This is a genomic window from Streptomyces griseiscabiei (assembly GCF_020010925.1).
GTDB classification, from domain to species: domain Bacteria; phylum Actinomycetota; class Actinomycetes; order Streptomycetales; family Streptomycetaceae; genus Streptomyces; species Streptomyces griseiscabiei.
The window spans coordinates 57,022-72,511 of record NZ_JAGJBZ010000002.1 but is presented as its reverse complement, the minus strand read 5'-3'; the positions used below and the strand labels follow the sequence as shown (position 1 = coordinate 72,511).

The window sequence follows — 15,490 nt, the reverse complement described above, 5'->3', positions numbered from 1 at the left end:
GTGGGAGAGGTGCATGAGAGATGAGTGACCCCGAGCGGGTGGCGCGGGCGCGGATACGCGCCGGGGACCGGGAGGCCTTCGCCGAGCTCTACGACGCCTGCGCGCGGGCCGTCTACAACCACGCCTACCGGCTGACCGGTGACTGGTCGACGGCCGAGGAGGTGATGGCCGACACCTTCCTGGACGCCTGGCGCACCCGGGAGCGGCTGGAGCCGGACGGCGGCTCGTTGAAGCCGTGGCTGCTGGGCATGGCGACCAACAAGGCGCGCAACGCGGGCCGTGCGCGCGGGCGCCGCCTGGCCTTCCTGGCCCGCCGGCCCGCCCCGGACGCGGTGGCCGACTTCGCCGAGGAGACCGCCGGGCGCCTCGACGACGCGCGCCGGCTCGCCGCCGTGCGCCAGGTGTACGGGCGGCTGCGGCGCGGGGAGCGGGAGGTGCTGGCGCTGTGCGTGTGGGCCGGCCTCGACTACGGGCAGGCGGCGCAGGCGCTGGGTGTGCCGGTGGGGACCGTGCGGTCGCGGCTGTCGCGGGCGAGGGCACGGCTCGGGCGGCTGACGGAGGAGCGGCTGCGCGAGGGGCGGGCGGATACGCGTACAAAAGACAGGGAACCGGGGCGTTGTCGCGGAGAGGTGGAGAGCGAGGCCGTGTTCGCGGCCTTTCCGCTCAAGGAGATCCAGGAGGGTTCCCGATGAACGAGGAGCTGGCCCGGCTGCTGCCGCCCCCGCCCGAACGGGATGTCCCGCCCGGTCGCCTCGCCCACCACAAGGACCGTTTGATGCGACTCATCGATGACGAGCACGGCACGGCGACCGCCGCTCCCGGGCTCCGCTCCCCCGCGCCGGAGGCTCCCCGTCCGCGCCGCCTCCGGCTGCCGCGCCCGGCGCTGTGGCTGCCCGCCGCCGCGCTGACGCTGGCGGGGGCGCTGACCGTCGGCCTGGTCACGACCTCCGGCTCCGGCTCCCCTTACGGCGTGCGGCCGTCCGCCGGGGAGAGTGCCGTCGGGCTGCTCGACCGGATCGCCGACGTCGCCGCGCGGACGGACGTCGAGCCGGTCCGTGACGACCAGTTGGTGTACGTGAAGATCCTGACGGCCGGGGCGGAGGCCGAGGACGTGAACGGCCCGTACGTGCCGGGGAAGCTGCGCGAGCGGGAGGAGTGGGTGTCGCAGGAGCCGGGGCCGGTGAAGCAGTTGGCCCTGCACTACGAGGGCGGCGGGTACTCCCCGCTGCGGGAGCTGCTGCCGCCGGGGTCGCCGGGTGTCCCGGCCGGTATCGACCGGCCGACGTACAAGTGGCTGGCCGCGCTGCCCACGGACCCCGACGAACTGCTCGCCGAACTCCGGCGGCTCACCAGGCCGTTCGAGGGGCAGGAGCGGTCGCAGGCCGTCTTCGACAAGATCGGTGAGCTGCTCAACGCGTCGGTGATGCCGCCTCGGACCGCCGCCGCGCTGTACGGGGCCGCCGCGAGGATCCCCGGGGTGACCCGGATCGAGGACGCGGTCGACCCGGCCGGACGGCACGGCGTCGGCATCCGCCGTGTCGACGCCCGGTCGGCCTGGGCCACGGAGTGGATCTTCGACCGGGACAGCCTCACCTATCTGGGCGAGCGCGGCTATCTGTCGGCGGACACGGAGATGGGCGCCAAGGGCATGATCCTGAGCGAGACCGCCGTGCTGAAGCGGGGGGTCGTGGACGAGTACCGGGAGCGGCCGAAGGCGTAGGCGGCGCGTGCGGCCCGCCCGGGGAACCGGGCGGGCCTGCTCCCGGGCGGGCGCGCCGGCCGGGTGTCCGGGCCGTCGGTCAAGGCCTTTCGATCCTGTTCGAAAGGCTTGTCCGGCAAGAGGGGGGTACGTGAAGATCGGTGCAAAACGCCGGTCCTTGCGGACACGGGTTGTCCGCAAGCCTTCCTACCTTGGACTCATGACAGACAACAGCGTGCGCAGCCACCGGATCGACATCCCTCAGGCCCAGCTGGACGATCTGCACACCCGGCTGGACCTCACCCGCTGGCCGGACGAGCTTCCGGACGCGGGATGGGCCTACGGCGCCTCCCTGCCGTATCTCCGCGACCTCGCCACCTACTGGCGGGGCGCCTACGACTGGCGGAAGCACGAGGCCGCCCTCAACGAACTCCCGCAGTACGTCACGGAGATCGACGGCGCGCGGGTGCACTTCCTGCACATCCGCTCGTCCGACCCCCACGCGCTGCCGCTGATCCTCACGCACGGCTGGCCGGGCTCGATCGTGGAGTTCCTCGGCGTGATCGAGCGCCTGAGCGACTTCCATCTGGTGATCCCGTCCATCCCCGGCTTCGGCTTCTCCGGGCCGACCCGTGAGCAGGGCTGGAACGTCTCCCGCGTCGCCCGCGCCTGGGCGGAACTGATGCGCCGGCTCGGCTACGAGCGCTACGGCGCCCAGGGCGGCGACCTCGGCGCGCTGATCTCGCCCGCGCTGGCCCGGGTCGCCCCGGAGTCGGTGGTCGGTGTGCATGTGAACGCCGCCTCGGTCGGCTTCATCCCGCTCGGCCCGGTCGACGACGCGGAGCGGGAGGGTCTCGACGAGCGGGAGCTGCGGAGCCTCGCGAGCATCGCCGAGTTCACCACGGACGGCTTCGGCTACAACGCCCTGCAGTCCACCCGCCCGCAGACCCTGTCCTACGGCCTCACGGACTCCCCCGTCGGCCAGCTCGCCTGGATCATGGAGAAGTTCCAGGCGTGGACGCACTCCTCGGCCGCGCTGCCGGAGGACGCCGTCGACCGGGACACGCTGCTCACCAACGTGATGCTGTACTGGCTGACGGGGACGGCCGGTTCCGCGGCCCGGATGTACTACGAGAACAGCCATGTCGTCGACTGGTTCCCGGTGGCGACCTCCGGGGTGCCGACCGCGGTGGCCAACTTCGGCGAGGACGTGTCGATCCGCCGCTGGGCCGAGCAGGCCAACACCATCGTCCGCTGGACGGAGTTCGAGCGCGGCGGCCACTTCGCGGCCCTGGAGGTCCCGGACCTGCTGGCCGGGGACGTACGGGAGTTCTTCGGCACCCTCGGCTGACCCGGCGGGCCGGGTACGTCCCCGCGTACGGGCGCCTCCTCAGCCCATCGGGCGGTAGTGGCCGAGCACCTGGGCCAGGTTCGCGAACCACTGGTGGAGGCGCTCGCGGGGCTTCGCCTCGACCGTGCACTCGAAGAAGGTGCCGTCCACGTGGATGACGGCGACCATGAGCGCCTTGCCGTTGCCGCTCGCCTTGTAGTGCACGCTGCGGATCTCCGGCCAGGAGAAGTCGATGGAGACACCGTGGTCCTCGAAGGCCACGCCGTTGACGTCGACGACGACCGAGTTGCGGCGGTCGACGGCCAGGAACTCCGGGCCCTGGGAGGGCGCGCCGCCCGCCTGCGGCTGGGCCTGGGGGTACGGGTAGGGGGCAGCGGCCGGTGCCGGCCGACCGTACGGCGGCGGCCCCTGCGGCGGTTGCGTGTACGGCTGTTGCGGCTGTCCGGGAGGCGGGGCCGGCGGCGCGTACGGCGGAGGCGGCGGGCCGAAGCCCTGGGGGGCGCCCGGCGGCGTCCAGGGTGGCGGTGGCTGCTGGCGGCCCTGTTCAGGCTGCTGGTCCATGGCTGTTCGTCCCTCGCCCCGTCGGTGTGACTCGTAGGAACCGTATCCCTCCCCCGCTCGTGAAACATTCCCCGGGTGCCACCGCATCAAAGGAGTGAGGGGCGAAGAGACGGCCACGGCCCCGTATGAGCTCGTTCAGGGGGAGCCGGAGATGAGATCAGTCCGCGCGGACGGATACCAGGAGTTCGCGGCGGCGCGCGCGGGGCATCTGTACCGGTCGGCGTGTCTGCTCACCGGCGGGGACACCCATCTCGCCGAGGACCTCGTGCAGGAGACGCTCGGCCGGCTGTATGTGAAGTGGGGGCGGGTGCGGCGGGCGGACAACCCGGCCGGATACGCGCAGACCGTGCTGACCAGGACCTTCCTCGCCCATCGGCGGCGGCTCAGCAGCCGGGAACGGGCCACCGACGTGATCCCGGACGTGCCCGCCGCGCCCGGCTCCGACTCCTCCCTGCGGCTCACCCTCGTCGAGGCGCTCGGCCAACTGCCGCCGAAGGACCGGGCCGTGATCGTCCTGCGCTACTGGGAGGACCGGTCCGTCGAGGAGACCGCCGCGGCGATGAACGCCAGTTCGGCGGCGGTGCGCACCCGATGTGTGCGCGCCCTCGCCCGGCTGCGCGTCCTGCTCGGCGACGCCATCGGCGAGTACGCCACCCCCTGAGCGCCCCCGCACCCACCGACACCAGCACACTCCCTCGCAGAAACGGCGGTTCGTCATGCTCCAGGAACAGCACGAAGACCCCTTCGAGGGCAGGCTCGGCGACGCCATGCGCCGGGCCGGCGGCACCTTCGAGACCGATCATCACGCGCTGGCCGGCGGCGGAGCCGCACGCGGCCGACGGCTGCTGTTCCGTCGGCGGGCCGCGATGCTGGGCGGGGTCGCGGGGATCGCACTCGTCGGGGTGGGCGGGACGCTCCTGCTGCCCGGGTCCGGCGACGGGGGCGGGAAGCAGTCGGTGGCGGCGAAGGGGGCCGCCGGGCCGGGCGTCAGGGACGACGACGGCGCGGTGTCCGGCGCGGAACTCGTGCGCAGGTTCAGGGCGTTGCTGCCGGACGGGAAGATCAGCGGAGAGTCCGCCCGTGGCACGGGCGCGGACGGGGGGCCGTACGCCGAGGTCGTGTACGACGACGGCGAGGGCGGCGGGGCCGTGCGGCTCGGGCTCGGGCGGATCGACGCCGACGGCGAGCACGCCCGGCAGCTGACCGACTGCCCGGACAAGACGTTCGTCGGCTACGACTCCTGCGAGGAGAGCACGCTGCCGGGCGGTGCGCGGCTGATGCTCTTCCAGGGCTACGAGTACCCGGACCGCCGGGTGGACACCAAGCACTGGTACGCGCAGCTGGTCGACCCGGCGGGGTACGAGGTCAGCGTCATGGAGTGGAACGCCGAGGCGCAGAAGGACGCGCCCGTCACCCGTGCCGAACCGCCGCTGCCGCTCGCCTCCCTGAAGGCGATCGCCGGGGACCCGGGCTGGCGGGCGGTCGTCGACGCCATCACGGAGAAGCCGGAGAACGGCGGCTCACGGGAGGACCAGGGCGAGAAGGAGGAGTCGTCGACGGTTCCCCCCGGGGGCGGGTCGGCCGACGCCCCGGTCATCGAGGGCGAGGCCATGCGCAAGACCCTCGTCGGTCTCCTGCCCGACGGCGTCGACGTCGTCACCGAGGACAGCCAGGCGTCGGACTTCGCGTACGTCGTGCTCGACGACGGCGAGGGGCGGAGCCTGGTGCAGATCAATGTGCAGCCGGGCGTGGCGGACCACGCGGGCACCTTGTTCGGCGCCGACGCCGAGACCCTGCCCGACGGTACGAAGGTCGCCATCCGGCAGGGCCCCGGGGAGAAGGGCGGCGAGGGGGTCGTCATGTGGACCGCGGACACACTCCGCGCCGACGGGCTGCGGGTCGTGATCAGCGCCTTCAACTCCGGCGCCCAGCACACCGCCGCGACCCGCGAGACCCCCGCGCTCACCCTGGCTCAGCTGCGGGAGATCGCCACCAGCGAGCGGTGGAAGTCGCTCGGCTGACGGCCCGGCGTCAGAAGAAGTCCGCCCACGGCTGGTCCCAGATCTGTTTGACGGCCAGGACGAGGAAGAGCAGGCCCGCGAGGGCGAGCATGGCGTTGCTGAGGATGCCGTTGCGCCATTCGCGGGGGGTGCGGGAGGAGTTGAGGAGCCACAGGAGGGTGGCGGCGAGGAAGGGGAGGAAGGCGGCGCCGAGGACGCCGTAGAGGATGATCAGGCGGAACGGCTGCCCCTGGAAGAGCAGGACGATGGGCGGGAAGGTCAGCCAGAGCAGATAGGCGCGGAACGGCCAGGACCGCTCCCGCTCGCCGGAGGCGACCTCCGCGCCCTTGCCCGCCGCCTTGCTGCGGTAGCGCGCCACGAAGTCCGCGAACATCAGGCTGACGCCGTGCCAGACGCCGATGAGGGAGGTGTACGAGGTGGCGAAGAAGCCGATCAGGAAGAACTTGGCGGTGGCCGTGCCGTACTCGTCCTCCAGGATGTCGCCGAGCTGGATCAGGCCCTTGTCGCCGCTGGCGATGGCCACGTTCGCGGAGTGCAGCAGTTCGGCGCCGACGAAGAGCATCGCGATCACGAAGATGCCGGTGGTGAGGTAGGCGACCCGGTTGTCCAGGCGCATGACCTTCATCCAGCCGGAGTTCGTCCAGCCCTTGGCGTTGACCCAGTAGCCGTACGCGGCCAGTGTGATCGTGCCGCCTACGCCGCCGATCAGGCCGAGGGTGTTGAGGATCGAGTCCTTCTCGTCGGGCAGGACGGGCAGGAGGCCCGCGAAGGCGTCCGCGAGGTTCGGGGTGACCCTGATCGCCAGATAGACGGTCACCACGAACATGACGCCCACGAGGACCGTCATGACCTTCTCGAAGACCTCGTACTTGTTGAACCAGACGAAGACCAGCCCGCTCAGGCCGCACAGGACGGCCCACCACTTGAGGTCCATGACGTCCGGGAAGAGCGCCTGGAGGGGCAGGGCGCTGGAGGACATCGCCGCGGCGCCGTAGACGAAGCCCCAGATCACGACGTAGACGACGAAGAACCATGTCGTCCAGCGGCCGAGGCTCGCCCAGCCGTCGAAGAGGGTGCGGCCGGTGGACAGATGCCAGCGGCCGGCGGCCTCGGCGAGGGAGATCTTGACGAGACAGCCGAGGACGGCCGCCCAGAGCAGGGTGTAGCCGAAGTTGCTGCCCGCGATCAGGGTCGCGACGAGGTCGCCGGCGCCGACACCGGTCGCGGCGACGACGATGCCGGGACCGATGTACTTCCAACTGGATTTACGGGGTGGGGGGTTGGTGCCGGAGGTTGCGGGTGTGTCTGTGGGGTTTCCCGTGGTGTCCGCCATGGAGGTCAAGAAACCCCAAAGGACCACGGCGGACAAGAGGGCGTGCCAGGTGTCTAGGGCCCACCGCAGCCGTCGATGCCGCAGGTGCCCAGTTCGAACCAGACGGTCTTGCCCGGTCCGTCCTCGTGGCAGCCCCAGCGCCCGGCGAGCGCGTCCACCAGGAACATCCCCCGGCCGCTCTCCGATATCTCCGTCGCCCGGCGCACCCGGGGCGGGCGGCCGTCCGCGTCCGACACCTCGCAGCGGAGCACGCCGTGCGAGGCCGACAGCGTCAGCTTCAGCCGGCTCTCCGCGTGCACCAGCGCGTTGGTGACCAGTTCGCTCACCAGCAGCTCCGCCGTGTCGGTCTGTTCGAGCAGACCCCATCCCTCCAACTGCCTGCGCACCTGCGCGCGCGCCTGTGCGGCGGCGGTGGGACGGGGGTCGTACTCGACGCTCAAATGGCCCGCACCCATGGGCGGTTGGGGGTACGAGGCGAAATGGGGGCCGGAATCCGGAAGGAGACCCCCGGAGAGTTGCAGCATGCTTCCAGGGTTGCCGCCGCGCGTACCCGGCACACGGGGAGGAATACCCGTTTCCGCCCGTGCATATACCTGTTTCCGGTCCGGGTACGTCCGCAATTGGGCATGTACGCGAGCGATGTGCGTGTACGAGGTTGTGTACGCCTTTACGGACGGCTCGCACACACCGTGAACCCCCCGGTCACTCTTGACCTGGTCATGCCAGACCCGGACCATGAGCGCCACACCCGCACAGGGTCTGCCGGGCACCCCCACGGTCACCGGCCGGCCCGAGGCACGTCGCAAGGATCCACCCCCCGCTCCACTCCCCGTTTCCGGAGACCCCGGAATCCCTGGAGAAACAAGGAGACTTCATGCGACTCCGCATACGCGGCCGCACCGCCGCCCTCGCCACCCTGCTGGCGCTGGCACTCTCCGCCCCGGTCACCGCGACCACCACGGACGCCACGGCCACCAGCGGCGAGCGGCCCAGGGCCTCGGCGGACGACATCCGCCAGTACGAGGTCCATATGCACTCGGACAGCAAGTCCCGTACGGCGCTGCAGCAGGCCGGAGTGACCGTCGACGACGCCGACGACCACTCGGTGTTCGTCTCCGGACGCGCGGACCAGATCAAGAAGCTGAAGCAGCAGGGCTACGAGATCAGCCCGCTCGGCGCGGCCCCCGACCGGTCGAACGGCGAGGACGACGTACGGCTCTTCGACTTCCCGTCCGCCGACTCCCGCTACCACAACTACGCGGAGATGACGAGCGAGATCAACTCCGTGGTCGCGGCGAACAGTTCGATCGCCAGCCAGCGGGTCATCGGCACGACGTACCAGGGCCGGAACATCGTCGCCATCAAGATCAGCGACAACGTCGGCACGGACGAGGCCGAGCCCGAGGTGCTCTTCACCCACCACCAGCACGCCCGTGAGCACCTCACCGTCGAGATGGCGCTCTACCTGCTGGGCGAGCTGACCTCCGACTACGGGACCGACTCCCGCGTCACCAACATGGTGAACAACCGCGAGATCTGGATCGTCCCGGACGTCAACCCGGACGGCGGCGAGTACGACGTCGCGACGGGGTCCTACCGCTCGTGGCGCAAGAACCGGCAGCCCAACAGCGGTTCGTCGGCCGTCGGCACCGACCTCAACCGCAACTGGAACTACCGCTGGGGCTGCTGCGGCGGCTCCTCCGGGTCGACGTCCTCGGAGACCTACCGGGGTCCGTCCGCCGAGTCGGCGCCCGAGGTGAAGGTCGTCGCCAACTTCGTGCGCAGCCGGGTCGTCGGCGGGGTCCAGCAGATCAAGACCGGGATCGACTTCCACACCTACAGCGAACTCGTGCTGTGGCCGTTCGGGTACACGACCGCCGACACGGCGACCGGGATGACGGCCGACGACCGGAACGCGTTCGCCACGGTCGGCGGGAAGATGGCCGCGAGCAACGGGTACACGCCCGAACAGTCCAGCGACCTCTACATCACGGACGGGTCGATCGACGACTGGCTGTGGGGCAACCAGAAGATCTTCGGGTACACGTTCGAGATGTATCCGGGGTCGGCGTCGGGGGGCGGGTTCTATCCGCCCGACGAGGTGATCGCGCGGGAGACCGCGCGGAACCGGGACGCGGTGTTGCAGTTGCTGGAGAACTCGGACTGCATGTACCGGTCCATCGGCAAGGAAGCGCAGTACTGCGGCTGAGTCGTGAGGGGGGAACTGCGGGACCGTCGTGGCTGGTCGCGCAGTTCCCCGCGCCCCTCAGGGGGTGGTGTCCTCAGGCTCTTCCTTGTCGGAACCGTCCTCGAAGTACGCGTCCAGGACCTCGTCGATCTGCTTCTCCCAGGCCGCGTGGTCCGACTTGGCCTTGGCCTCGATCTCCAGGAAGTACCAGCGGCGGTCGGGGGTGTGGACCGTGATCGTGAAGCGCTTGCCGAAACGGGGGGACTCCGTCTCGATCGCGCCGATCTCGTCCCAGGTGAACTCGCACTCCTGGTCGTCCAGGCGCAGCCGTACGCCGTCGCCGTCGGCGGTGATCTTCGCTCGGCGGTCGGAGGCCTCGAAGACGGGGCCGTCGGTGGAGGGTTCCGCCTCGGGTCCGTCCTTGGCCTCCGCGTCCGATTCCGGGTCGGCTTCCGCGTCGGCTTCGGTTTCCGTGTCAGTTTCGGCTTCGCCGTCGGTTTCCGCGTCGGTCTTGTCTTCGGCTTCGCCGTCAGCCTTGGCTTCGGCGTCCGATTCGGCTTCGGGCTTCGCGTCGGCCGTCGCTTCGGCTTCCGCTTCCGCTTCCGCGTCGGTTTCCGCTGTCGGTTCGGTGGATTCCGTGTCCTCCGGCTCCTCCTTCTTCACGGACACCGGTGCCGTGAGTCCTGGGATGTGCGACGGGTCGACCGCCGCGGCGGCCAGGGGCTGGGTTTTCGAACCGATGCGCTGCTCCACAGCGGGCAGTATGGTCGACGATCCTGTGCCGGGAACAGTCGGGCCGGGCATATGTCCGTATCTGGGTTTCACGGCGGTCAGACGAACAGGCTCAATACCGCCGCGACCGCGAAGCCCGCGAGGGACAGGACCGTCTCCAGGACCGTCCAGGTCTTCAAGGTGTCGCGTTCGCTGATGCCGAAGTACTTGGAGACGATCCAGAAGCCGCCGTCGTTGACGTGCGAGGCGAAGATCGAGCCCGCCGAGATCGCCATGATGACGAGGGCGACGAAGGCCTGGGAGTGGTCGCCCCCGGTGAGGAGCGGAGCGACGATGCCGGCCGTGGTGACGATCGCGACCGTCGCCGAGCCCTGGGCGACCCGGAGCACCACCGAGAGCAGGTAGGAGAGGACCAGCACCGGCAGACCCACGTCGTTGAACGTGTCCGAGAGCGCCTGCGCCACCCCGCTCGCCTTCAGTACGGCGCCGAAGACCCCGCCCGCGCCGACCACCAGCAGGATGTTGCCGACCGGTTTGAGGGACGACGTCGACACCGTCTCCAGCGACCTGCGGGACCAGCCCCGGCGGATGCCGAGCAGGTAGTAGGCGAGGAGCAGGGCGATCGTCAGCGCGACGAAGGGGTTGCCGAAGAACTCGATCACCGAGCGGAGGGTGGAGGGGTCCAGCGCGATGGAGGAGAACGTCGCGGCCAGGATCAGCAGGAGCGGGGTGCCGATGATCAGGAAGACCGTGGTGAGGGGGACGGGGTTCTCCGTGGGCACCACACCGGCCGCGCGCTGTTCGTCGATCACCGCCTGACGGGACTCCTCCGCCGCCTCCACCATGTCCTGCGGTACGGGGACGAAGATACGGCGGCCGATCCAGGCGGAGAACGCCCACGCGGCCAGGACGGCCGGGATGCCGCAGACGACGCCCATCAGGATGACCCAGCCGAGGTCCACGTGGAGGAGGCCCGCCGCGGCCACCGGGCCCGGGTGCGGGGGCAGGAAGGCGTGCGTCATCGACAGGCCCGCGAGGAGCGGGAGGCAGTAGAGGAGGATCGACTTGCCCGAGCGCTTGGCGGCGGCGTAGACGATCGGGGCGAGGACGAAGATGCCGACGTCGAAGAAGACCGGGATACCGAAGATCAGGCCGGTCAGGCCCATCGCGAGGGGGGCGCGCTTCTCGCCGAAGAGGTTCAGGAGGCGGGAGGCCAACACCTCGGCGCCGCCGCTGACTTCGAGGATCGCGCCGAGCATCGTGCCCAGGCCGATGATGATCGCGACGTGGCCGAGGATGCCGCCCATGCCGGACTCGATGGTCGAGACGGCGTCGCTTCGCTGGACGGTGCCGAAGAGTTCGGTGACCGAGAGTCCGGCGGCGAGGCCGACGGCTATGGAGACGGCGAGGAGGGCGACGAAGGGCTGGAGTCTGGTCTTGATGATCAGGAAGAGGAGGAGGGCTATGCCGAGGGCGGCGACGGTGAGGAGGCCGGCGGTGCCGTCTATGAGGAGGAGCAGGCCGCCGGTGTGTGGGGGTGCTTCGGGCATGGGGGGTCCTCTGGGTGGGGGCATGGCTGGGGTTTTTGGGCAGGGGGTAGCGCCGTGCGGGGTTTTGGGGGGTGTGGGGGGTGCTGAGCGCGGCCGGGTGCGGGTGGTTCGTGGTTGCTCGCGCCCACGCGGCGGAGCCGCACGTCGAGTACAGCCCCGCGCCCCTGAAAAACAGGGGCGCGGGTCGCTTCGTCAGGCGTCCAGCACTGCCAGTGCGTCGATCTCGATCAGGAGGCCCGCGGGGAGGCCCACGTAGACCGTGGTGCGGGCGGCCGGGGCCGCGGTGAGGTGCTTCTCGAAGTACTCGTTGTAGAGCGCGTTCATCTCGGCGAAGTGGTCCACGTCGGTGAGGTAGACGCGGATCATCATCACGTCGTCCCAGGTGGCGCCGCCCTCTTCGAGGATCGCCCGGACGTTGGCGAGGGTCTGGAGGGTCTGCTCGCGCAGGGTGGGGCCGGCGGGGGTGGGGGGCTGACCCTCGACGGCCGGGAGGAAGCCGACCTGGCCCGCGACCTGGAGGATGTTGCCCTTGCGGACGCCGTGGGAGAACTTGGCGGGCGGGGTGGTGTGGGTCGCGGGGGTGAGGGCGATCTTGTCGGTCATACGGGGTCCTTGTCCGTCATACGGGGTCCGAGGTGGGGGTTCTGCCGGAGTACTCGCCGCTGATCGCGTCCGCGGTGCGGCGGACCAGCGGGAGCAGGGTGAGGAGTTCGTCGGCGGTGACGACCACGTTGGGCGCGGAGACCGACATCGCGGCGACGACCCGGCCGTCGGCGCCCCGGATGGGGGCGGCGACACAGTTGATGGACTCCTCGTGGCCACCGAGGTCGGTGGCCCAGCCCTGTTCGCGGACCCGGGCCAGCTCCTTGAGGAAGGCGGGGGCGTTGGGAGTCGAACGGGGCGTGTACAGGGGGTAGTCGAGCTTCTCCGCGAGGGCGCGGCGCTCGGGTTCCGGGAGGTCGGCGAGCAGGAGTTTGGCGACGGCGGCGACCGTGATGGCGACGGGCTTGCCGATCCGGGAGTACATGCGGACCGGGTACCGGCTGTCGACCTTGTCGATGTAGAGGACCTCGTTCTCCTCGTAGACGGCGAGGTGGACGGTGTGGCCGCAGTGTTCGTTGAGGCGGACGAGGTGGGAGTGGGCGATCTCGCGGATGTCGAGGTTCTCCACGGCCTCCTGGGCGAGGGCGAAGAGGCGGGCGCCGAGGCGGTAGCGCTGGTCGGACTGGCGGTAGACCAGGCCGTGTTCGTGGAGGGTGCGCAGGAGGCGCAGGGCCGTGGACTTGTGGACGCCCAGGCGGTCGGCGACCCGGCCGAGGTCGGCGGGGCCCTCGGCGAGCAGCGGCAGGATGCTGAGCGCGCGGTCGACGGTCTGGCTCATGGGGTGCGTACCTCCTCGGGGGCCTGCTCGGCTTGCGTCCAGCCGGGGCCGAGTCGAAGTCTCCCCCACGCGTCGTCGTCCAGGGCCGCGAGGCGGTCGGCGTGGTCGCGGCGGGGTGGGGTGCCGAGGTCGCCGGGGACGGTGAGGGTGGCCGCCGCCATCAGGTGGCCGTGGCGGAGGCGGGTCTTGGCGGGGAGGGCGCGGAGGGTGGCGGAGAGGAAGCCGGCGGCGAAGGCGTCGCCCGCGCCGACCGCTGCCACGACCTGGACGGTGGGGGCGGGGACGAACGTCGTGGTGTCCGTGGGCGCGTGGGTGCGCGCCGCCGTCGGGTCGCCCGCGGTGGGGGTGGGGTCGGGGGTGTGCCGGGGGGTCTCCGTCCTCGGTCCGGCCGGCGCCGTCGGGTGGGGAGGCGGCCGGTGGTGGACGCCGGCCGCTGCGGGCGGACACCCCCCGGCACGCCCCCTTGCCGCCGTACGCGGCTGATCCGTCCGCTCGAACAGGGTGGCTCCGTGGGCGCCCTGTTTGACGATCAGGGTGGCGGGCTCGGGGAGGAGGGCGCGGATGGCGGTGGGGCCGCCGGTCACGCCCCAGGCTTCCGTCGCCTCGTCCTCGCCGACGAGGACGAGGTCGGCGGCGCGGGCCAGTTCGAGGAGGGTGTGCGGGGCCTCGGTGTCGTTCCACAGGGCCGGGCGGTGGTTGACGTCGAAGGAGATCAGGGGGCGGTGGGGGTGGGGGGCCGTCAGGGTGCGCAGGAGGCTCAGGCAGTCGGGGGAGAGCGCCGCTGTGATGCCGGAGAGGTGCAGGACGCGGGTGGCTCGTACGGCGGTGAGGTCGACGGTGTCGGGTGACATCGCCGAGGCGGCCGAACCGGCGCGGTAGTAGGCGACCTCGTGGGTGTCCGTGGCGCGGTCGCCCGCCGTGCGGAAGTAGACGCCGGTGGGGCGTTCCGGGTCGCGTTCCACGGCGGTCGTGTCGACGTGGTGCTGGGAGATCGTCTCGACCAGGTGGTCGCCGAAGCCGTCGGCTCCCACGCGGCTCACCCAGCGGACCGTGTGGCCGGCCGCGGCGAGGGCGATGGCGACGTTGGACTCCGCGCCGCCGATGGACCGGTCGAAGGAGGGGACGTCCGCGAGGCGGCCGGGGCGGGTGGGGAGGAAGGTGACCATGGACTCGCCGAGCGCGACCACGTCGATGTCGGGGATGCGGCGTCCGTCGGCGGTCACGATGGTGGGGCTCCTCGTCGCGTCGGCTGGTGCGGGGTGGGCACCGTTGACCCGGCGCTGGCTGGGATGTTAGACAGCTGTAAGCGGCATACGCAATGAACGTTGCAGATGTTGCAATGGCTGGATGAGGGTCGGATGGATGTCGTCGGGGGCTTCAGGGAGGCTTCTGTGGGTGTCGAGAGTGGCGGAGCGCTGGCCCGGCTGGGCGCGGAGCGCGTCGATCACCGGTTCAAGGGGCTTCCGCCGGACGCCGACGGGCTGACGGTGGGTGAGTTGGCCGCGCAGCGGCGGAATCTGTTCACCGGTGGTTTCACGACCCCCGTGCTCGCCCTGTCCGCCGAGCGGCTGGAGCACAACCTCGCGCTGATGGAGACGTACGCCGAGCGTCATGGGCTGGCCTTCGCCCCGCACGGCAAGACGTCCATGGCGCCGGAGCTGTTCTGGCGGCAGATCGAGCGCGGGGCGTGGGGCATCACCCTTGCCGTGCCCCATCAGGCGCGGGTGGCGCGGGAGTTCGGGATCGAGCGGATCTTCCTCGCCAACGAGGTCGTGGACGCTGCCGCTCTGCGCTGGGTCGCCGAGGAGCTGGCCGCCGATCCCGCGTTCCGGTTCGTCTGTTACGTCGACTCCGTGCGCGGGGTCGAGGTGATGGACGCGGCGCTGCGGGGCTCCGTCCGGCCCGTGGACGTCGTGGTGGAGCTGGGCGCGGGCGAGGGCGCGCGGACCGGGGTGCGTACGGAGGCGGAGTGCGCGGCGGTCGCCGACGCGGTGGCCGGGACCGGCACGCTGCGGCTGGTGGGGGTCGCCGGGTACGAGGGCGAGGTGCCGGACGCCGATCCTGAGCGGGTGGGGGCGTGGCTGCGCCGGCTCACCGCGCTGGCCGTCGGCTTCGACAGGGCCGGGCGGTTCGCGGGGGTGGAGGAGATCATCGTGAGCGCGGGCGGGAGTGCCTGGTTCGACTCGGTGGCCGAGGTGTTCGCCGAACTGCCCGAACTGTCCGTGCCGGTGCTGAAGTTGCTGCGGTCGGGGGCCTATGTCTCGCACGACGCCGGGCACTATCGGCGGATCACCCCGTTCAACCGGGTGCCCGAGGAGGGCGCCCTGGAGCCCGCCTTCCGGCTCTGGGCCCAGATCGTCTCCCGGCCCTCCCCCGGTCAGGCGTTCGCCAACGCGGGCAAGCGGGACGCCGCGTACGACCTCGATCTGCCGTCGGCGGAGGTGGTGCGGGACGCGGGTACGGGGGTGGTGCGGGAGGCCTCCGGGATCGCGGTCACGGGGCTGTCGGACCAGCACGCGTGGCTGCGGACCGAGGAGGGCGCGGCGCTGGAGGTCGGCGACTGGGTGGGGCTCGGGCTGTCGCATCCGTGCACGTCGTTCGACAAGTGGGAGCTGATCCCGGTGGTGGAGGGGGACGGGACCGTGACGGGGTACGTCCGGACGTTCTTCTGAGC

15 protein-coding genes are annotated in these 15,490 nt (G+C 71.2%); 7 read left to right on the top strand and 8 right to left on the bottom strand.

Annotation, left to right across the window (positions count from 1 at the left end):
* Positions 1 to 20 precede the first annotated feature (20 nt).
* The 3 genes from J8M51_RS17930 (at position 21) to J8M51_RS17920 (ending at position 3,050) form a co-directional block, all read left to right on the top strand.
* Positions 21 to 692: an RNA polymerase sigma factor gene (locus J8M51_RS17930; protein WP_086761847.1), complete on the top strand. Its 672-nt coding sequence runs from the start codon at positions 21 to 23 to the stop codon at positions 690 to 692.
* Positions 689 to 1,720: a CU044_5270 family protein gene (locus J8M51_RS17925; protein ID WP_086761849.1), complete on the top strand. Its 1,032-nt coding sequence runs from the start codon at positions 689 to 691 to the stop codon at positions 1,718 to 1,720. Before J8M51_RS17930 ends, J8M51_RS17925 begins: the two co-directional genes overlap by 4 nt.
* A 199-nt stretch (positions 1,721 to 1,919) precedes the next feature.
* On the top strand, positions 1,920 to 3,050 hold the full coding sequence (locus tag J8M51_RS17920) for an epoxide hydrolase family protein (RefSeq protein WP_086761851.1): 1,131 nt from the start codon (positions 1,920 to 1,922) through the stop codon (positions 3,048 to 3,050).
* A gap of 39 nt (positions 3,051 to 3,089) precedes the next feature.
* Here J8M51_RS17920 and J8M51_RS17915 read toward each other — a convergent pair whose 3' ends face one another.
* Positions 3,090 to 3,611, bottom strand: a complete 522-nt coding sequence (locus J8M51_RS17915; RefSeq protein WP_086761853.1) for a hypothetical protein — start codon at positions 3,609 to 3,611, stop codon at positions 3,090 to 3,092.
* 151 nt (positions 3,612 to 3,762) lie between these two features.
* Here J8M51_RS17915 and J8M51_RS17910 point away from each other — a divergent pair, with 151 nt between their 5' ends.
* Positions 3,763 to 4,272 (top strand): SigE family RNA polymerase sigma factor, encoded by a 510-nt coding sequence (locus tag J8M51_RS17910; protein WP_216591374.1) that lies wholly within the window; start codon positions 3,763 to 3,765, stop codon positions 4,270 to 4,272.
* Positions 4,273 to 4,327: 55 nt separating this feature from the next.
* Positions 4,328 to 5,632: a hypothetical protein gene (locus J8M51_RS17905; protein WP_267299310.1), complete on the top strand. Its 1,305-nt coding sequence runs from the start codon at positions 4,328 to 4,330 to the stop codon at positions 5,630 to 5,632.
* A gap of 10 nt (positions 5,633 to 5,642) precedes the next feature.
* Here the strand turns inward: J8M51_RS17905 and J8M51_RS17900 are convergent, their stop codons facing one another.
* A complete protein-coding gene (locus tag J8M51_RS17900; protein ID WP_086758232.1) occupies positions 5,643 to 6,965 on the bottom strand; it encodes an Nramp family divalent metal transporter in 1,323 nt (440 codons plus the stop codon).
* 53 nt (positions 6,966 to 7,018) lie between these two features.
* Positions 7,019 to 7,405, bottom strand: a complete 387-nt coding sequence (locus J8M51_RS17895) for an ATP-binding protein (protein ID WP_398856369.1) — start codon at positions 7,403 to 7,405, stop codon at positions 7,019 to 7,021.
* Between the two features lie 434 nt (positions 7,406 to 7,839).
* Between J8M51_RS17895 and J8M51_RS17890 the strand changes: the two genes are divergently transcribed.
* Positions 7,840 to 9,174 carry a M14 family metallopeptidase gene (locus tag J8M51_RS17890; RefSeq protein WP_086758236.1) on the top strand — a complete coding sequence of 445 codons (1,335 nt, stop codon included), beginning with the start codon at positions 7,840 to 7,842 and terminating at the stop codon, positions 9,172 to 9,174.
* 57 nt (positions 9,175 to 9,231) lie between these two features.
* Here J8M51_RS17890 and J8M51_RS17885 read toward each other — a convergent pair whose 3' ends face one another.
* The 5 genes from J8M51_RS17885 to J8M51_RS17865 all read right to left on the bottom strand — a co-directional run bounded on the left by J8M51_RS17885 (position 9,232) and on the right by J8M51_RS17865 (position 13,982).
* Entirely contained in the window at positions 9,232 to 9,906 is a 675-nt protein-coding gene (locus J8M51_RS17885; protein ID WP_086758238.1) for a hypothetical protein, read from the bottom strand.
* A 77-nt stretch (positions 9,907 to 9,983) separates the two neighbouring features.
* The gene (locus J8M51_RS17880) at positions 9,984 to 11,435 is read right to left on the bottom strand and encodes a GntP family permease (protein ID WP_086758240.1); all 1,452 of its coding nucleotides are present in this window, start codon (positions 11,433 to 11,435) and stop codon (positions 9,984 to 9,986) included.
* 192 nt (positions 11,436 to 11,627) lie between these two features.
* Positions 11,628 to 12,038 carry a RidA family protein gene (locus J8M51_RS17875; protein WP_267299309.1) on the bottom strand — a complete coding sequence of 137 codons (411 nt, stop codon included), beginning with the start codon at positions 12,036 to 12,038 and terminating at the stop codon, positions 11,628 to 11,630.
* 16 nt (positions 12,039 to 12,054) lie between these two features.
* Positions 12,055 to 12,816 (bottom strand): IclR family transcriptional regulator, encoded by a 762-nt coding sequence (locus tag J8M51_RS17870; RefSeq protein ID WP_086764620.1) that lies wholly within the window; start codon positions 12,814 to 12,816, stop codon positions 12,055 to 12,057.
* Positions 12,813 to 13,982: a sugar kinase gene (locus J8M51_RS17865; protein ID WP_398857371.1), complete on the bottom strand. Its 1,170-nt coding sequence runs from the start codon at positions 13,980 to 13,982 to the stop codon at positions 12,813 to 12,815. The genes J8M51_RS17870 and J8M51_RS17865 overlap by 4 nt, the downstream gene beginning before the upstream one ends.
* Before the next feature lie 192 nt (positions 13,983 to 14,174).
* Between J8M51_RS17865 and J8M51_RS17860 the strand changes: the two genes are divergently transcribed.
* Positions 14,175 to 15,488, top strand: a complete 1,314-nt coding sequence (locus J8M51_RS17860; protein WP_398856365.1) for an amino acid deaminase — start codon at positions 14,175 to 14,177, stop codon at positions 15,486 to 15,488.
* The last annotated feature ends 2 nt before the right edge of the window (positions 15,489 to 15,490 follow it).